4 protein-coding genes are annotated in these 4,634 nt (G+C 53.9%); 2 read left to right on the plus strand and 2 right to left on the minus strand.

Annotation, left to right across the window (positions count from 1 at the left end):
• The coding region (locus P9L94_11190; GenBank protein ID MDP8244637.1) for a hypothetical protein at positions 1–229 on the minus strand (229 nt) is incomplete at its 3' end.
• A gap of 189 nt (positions 230–418) precedes the next feature.
• On the opposite strand from P9L94_11190, the gene P9L94_11195 reads away from it, so the two are divergent.
• Entirely contained in the window at positions 419–2,023 is a 1,605-nt protein-coding gene (locus P9L94_11195; GenBank protein ID MDP8244638.1) for a phage terminase large subunit, read from the plus strand.
• 113 nt (positions 2,024–2,136) lie between these two features.
• Positions 2,137–2,559, plus strand: coding sequence for a M67 family metallopeptidase (locus P9L94_11200; protein MDP8244639.1), 423 nt, complete (start codon positions 2,137–2,139; stop codon positions 2,557–2,559).
• A 79-nt stretch (positions 2,560–2,638) separates the two neighbouring features.
• Here P9L94_11200 and P9L94_11205 read toward each other — a convergent pair whose 3' ends face one another.
• The gene (locus P9L94_11205; protein MDP8244640.1) at positions 2,639–4,279 is read right to left on the minus strand and encodes a glutamate synthase-related protein; all 1,641 of its coding nucleotides are present in this window, start codon (positions 4,277–4,279) and stop codon (positions 2,639–2,641) included.
• Positions 4,280–4,634: the final 355 nt, after the last annotated feature.

A 4,634-nucleotide genomic window follows, 5' to 3' on the forward strand; every position in this document is an offset into this window, starting at 1 on the left:
CCGCGAAATTGAGAAACGCGGTTGGTTCTATCGCGGTGGCCTGCCTGCCGCAGGCAGGCTTCGCGAGCCCCCCCCCTACTGCGGATGAATGATGCATTTCAAGTAGGGTGGCGTTGAGCGCAGCGAAACCCACCAATAAAAACTTTCCAAATTCGATAATCAAAAGTAAACGACTGGGTGGCGAGCCAAACCTCGCGGAGTGACGGCAGCCCTTAATCCAGCGAAACAATAATATATCCGCTATGTAGGGACGCAACGCGTTGCGCCCGCCCTCTCCTCCCCATCGGCTGAAAGCGCGGGGGGATCCAAACCTACTCGCACTCCCCCATGCAATTTATCACCCGATTTTGCCCCCTCAATTTGATTGGTAGGGCGGGGTCTTACTCCGCTGACCAACTGTTCTGCAATTGAGGGAAACATGATGAAAGACGAAACCCCGTCCATTGAACCGCAAGACGCCCAGCGCCATCTCCACGACCTCGAAGAAGAAATGGAGCGCGTCAAACATTGCCTCGATGAAGAAAGCGACCTGCTCGACAGCAAAGTCCAGGGTCTGCACCGCTTGTTTTTGTCGTACATCTCCGGCTACTTCAGCGCAGCGGCCAAACTGCTGCCCGGACGCTCCAAACCCGAACCCACGCCGCCAGAGGAGCCTCTCGAAAGCAAAATCAACCGCTGGAAGAGCGACGTCGTATTGTTCGCAAAAGAGGCGCTCGATATCGAATTGTTCGACCACCAAAAGCAATTGTGCCAATCCGAAAAACGCACAGTGATGCTCATCGCCGGACGCGGCGCGGGCAAAACCCAGGCGTCCATGGTCGCGGCCTTGTTTCATGCGCTGCAAGAGAACCAAATCGTGCTGGTGGTTTCCTCCAGCCAACGCATGAGTTCCGAATTTGGCTCGCGGCTGATCTTTCTCATCAGCGGCTCCCCGATCAAAGAATTCGCCGCGAGCATGTCGAGCCGGGCGATTGAACTCAACAATGGCTCGTCGATCAAATTTCTGCCCGCCAATCCGGCAACCATCCGGGGCTACCACCCCAAAAAAGGCGGAACGGGCGGCGTTACCATCATTCTTGACGAAGCCTGCTTTATGGAAAACGGCAAGCAGGTACGCAAAGCGGTTGAATATGCGCTCATCACTACATCCAAGAAAAATGGAAAACTCTACATCGTGTCCTCGCCCAGTTCGGCGGCGTCTTGGGTGTATGGCTATGTTCAGAACGCGAAAGGCGCCAAATCCGACATCGAAGTGATCCAATGCGCCAGCAGCGCCAATCCGCTCATTTCGAGCAAAGAACTCGACCGCCTGCGCCAAAACAAAAACGAGTTGGAATTCCGGGCGGAGGTGCTGGGCGAGTGGGTCGAGGGCGCCTGTGGGCTATTCAAGGGATTGATCGAACCCAACCGTCAGCCGCGTTTTGCGCTGCCGCCGCAGGCGGTCTATGCCCTCGGGGCTGACTTGGCGCTGTCATTCAGCCCCAATCACGACCGCAGCGTACTCGCGGTGGTCGCGCAATACCAAACCGGTTTCGACCTGGAGCCGAAATACGCTATCGTCGATTTGAAAGTGTTCGAGACGGCGTCTGACCGTGATTTGCGCGAATCCGCCCAGGCATTGATTGAGACATACAACATCGAATGCGCCGCCGTTGAGCAGTATCAGGGCAAGTCACTTGCGGAATATTGCGCTTCGCAGAATGTGGAGGTCGAACTGGTCGCGCCGAGCGTCCAGCGTCAGCAAATCGCGTTTCACGCCATGCACGCGCTGCTCAAACAGAAACGCCTGGCGCTGCCCGACGATCTTGATCCAGCCTTCTTCGAGGAACTCAAGGCTTTCGAGTACCGCCGCGGCCCTCATGGAGGCGCTCAGTTTGGCCATCCTCTCAGCGGCGGGATGCACGACGACACCGTCTACGCCGTCGCTTGGGCGCTGGATGCGTTGCGAAACCGGGCCGCTTCTGAGGGGGGCAACGCAAGCGCTGAAGTGGGCGTTGTCATTGACTTTTTACCGGGAGCGTGATCTCAGTTTCCGTAGAAAAAAGTAGTTTCCCCTTCCAATTTTCAGCGGATTTGGTTAGCTATGATTGTGTTAGAAATACCAGAAGAATTGATTCGATTGTTTGAGGGATATACATGCAAAGCCCAGTGGTAAAAGTTCCTGAATCGGTAGTTGTGCCTCCGTCGTTTTTACAGAAAATAATAGACCAGGCCGAAGCGGCCGCCCCCAATGAATGCTGTGGGGTTTTGGGCGGAAAAGGCAGCGTTGTCACATCGGTCTACCCGATTGAGAATGACCTGTGCGCCCCCGACCGATTTAATGGCAACCCCGAAGCGCTGTTTTGCGCCGTGCGTAAAATGCGCAAGGCCAATGAGGATATGATTGGGGTCTTTCACTCGCATCCCTCATCGCCGCCGACGCCCTCGCAACGCGACCGCGAAGACAATCACTACCCTGGATTGTTTTATTTCATCATCTCGCTGGCGTCTGATGAGCCTGAGGTGCGTTGTTATGTGATGACGGACGAGGGCGAGTTTGAGTCAGTCTCGATGATTTAGTTAATCATTCTTTCGCCAATAAAAAAAACCGCCGGGTGGATCATCGCCCGGCGGTTTAATATTTAGTTGGCTTGATTATTTACGCGGTTAGGATTTTCTCGGCTTGTTCGTTGAGCGCATGGGTCATAAAGGGGATGCCGGTCAGTTCTTCCGTCTCGCGGTTGGCCGACATCAGGTCGCTGCGTTGAACCTGGCTTAATTCAAACTTACGCGCCCCTGCCATAAATTGCTGTAATCCACAAGACAATTTGTCGCATAGACCGTGCATGGCAATTGCGCCGTAGGGGATGCGCTTCATTTCTTCTTCGCCGATCCGGGCTTTGACCGCTTCCCAACTCGAGAATATTTCTTCCGGGAAAGTGCCAATCTGTTTGATCGAATTGGGCAGTTCTTCCCAATGACCGCTCAGACTGGCGCGTTTGTTTGGCTTGAATACGCCTTCGATGTTGCTGCCCAGATACCCGGGGATCATTGGGGCGCGGCCCATGCAGACCAGTTTGGTAAATGGCGAACACAGGGCAAGCGCTTTAAAGATGTGGTCTTCACGCGCAAACCCGCCCGCCAAAGAAATATCGGGAACTGGGCGTCCCTGATCTTGTAGGATTTTGCAATAATCATAAGTCTTTGCATGAAGCGGCAGCGAGGTGACGCCCCAGTGGTCCATCATGTTCCAGGGGCTCATTCCGGTTCCTCCGCCGGCGCCGTCGATGGTCAACAGGTCGAGGCTGGCGTCTGACGAAAAACGGATCGCCATCGCCAGGGCTTCCATTCCGTAGGCGCCGGTTTTGAGAGAGATGCGGTCGAAGCCCAGCTGGCGGAGATAGGCGACCGATTTCATAAATTCGTCATGCACTTGCTCAGTGGTTTGCAGGTCAGTCGCGCCCAGGCGGCTGTGGCGGGCGAATGAGGTAATGGCGTGGTTTACGAACGCGCGCTGAACGCCTGGGTCATACGGGTCCGGGTCGACGACATATCCCCGGTCTTTGAGGAAGCGGGCGTAGTCGATGGATGAAACTTGAATCTCGCCGCCGATGTCTTTGGCGCCTTGTCCCCATTTCAGTTCGATCATGACCTGGTTGCCGTATTTGTCGATGATATATTCCGCCACGCCGTTGCGGGTGTCTTCGACGTTTAACTGGACGATGATGGAGCCGTATCCATCGTAATAGCGCAGAAAGGTATCGATGCGGCGGTCCATTTCGGGCGCAGAGATTATTTTTCCGTTTTCTATTTTTGATTCCCGGTCAACGCCGACAACATTCTCGCCCACCACAATGGGGAAGCCGCACAACGCGGCGCCGACAGCGAACGATTCCCAATAATTGGCTGCGATAAAAGTCGAGCCGAGTGCGCCGGTCATAATGGGAACGCGGCATTTGGTTTTATGGGTCTGGCCGAATTCGGTTTCGATGTTCACGTTTGGAAAAATGCAGTCGTCAGCATTGGTCGACATGCCATCGCGGATGCCGCAGGCGCCATAGGCGTAGCCTTGAATGCGCAGGGCATGGTACCCCATCCCGACTTGGCAAATATTTGACGAGCCGGACGTGCTGTTGCCAAAATTTCGCGGATAGAGAATTTTCCGGCCTAGAAGAGATGACATCCAGGTTTCGCATTTGCCTTTGCAGTTCGATTCGCATAAGGTGCAAAGCCCTGATTCTGCGGTGTTTCCACGGTTGAACGTACCGAGCGCGTCGTTGGTTTTACTCCATTGCATCATGATGTTTTACCTCCAGAGTGAGCCATTGGTTTTTCTAATACTTGCAACGATTTGGAATAGGCTACCGGAGGCTATCTTACAGAAATATAGGGATTTGTGATACAAAAAAAGTCGAAAAATAAATATGATTAAGTTCACTAAATTTATTCAGTATTTTGGGGGATAAAAAGAAATCAATTGCATTGAGATTTTTCTGCATGTGGCATGGGTACAACTCCGCTCGCTTCAGTGCGGGGAGGGCGAGGCTCCCGCCGAGCCGCGTTTGAATAAAAACGGATATATATCCAAGCCCTCACCCCAACCCTCTCCCAGTGGGAGAGGGAGCAGGCTTTCGGTTTTATCCGGCTCACCAGGA

Source organism: Candidatus Hinthialibacter antarcticus (genome assembly GCA_030765645.1).
Lineage (GTDB): Bacteria > Hinthialibacterota > Hinthialibacteria > Hinthialibacterales > Hinthialibacteraceae > Hinthialibacter > Hinthialibacter antarcticus.

What these genes read in the sequence shown, in the direction of transcription:
- P9L94_11195 (MDP8244638.1), top strand. Translation starts at nt 419, where the DNA reads ATGATGAAAGACGAAACCCCGTCCATTGAACCGCAAGACGCCCAGCGC.
- P9L94_11200 (MDP8244639.1), top strand. Translation starts at nt 2,137, where the DNA reads ATGCAAAGCCCAGTGGTAAAAGTTCCTGAATCGGTAGTTGTGCCTCCG.
- P9L94_11205 (MDP8244640.1), bottom strand. Translation starts at nt 4,279, where the DNA reads ATGATGCAATGGAGTAAAACCAACGACGCGCTCGGTACGTTCAACCGT.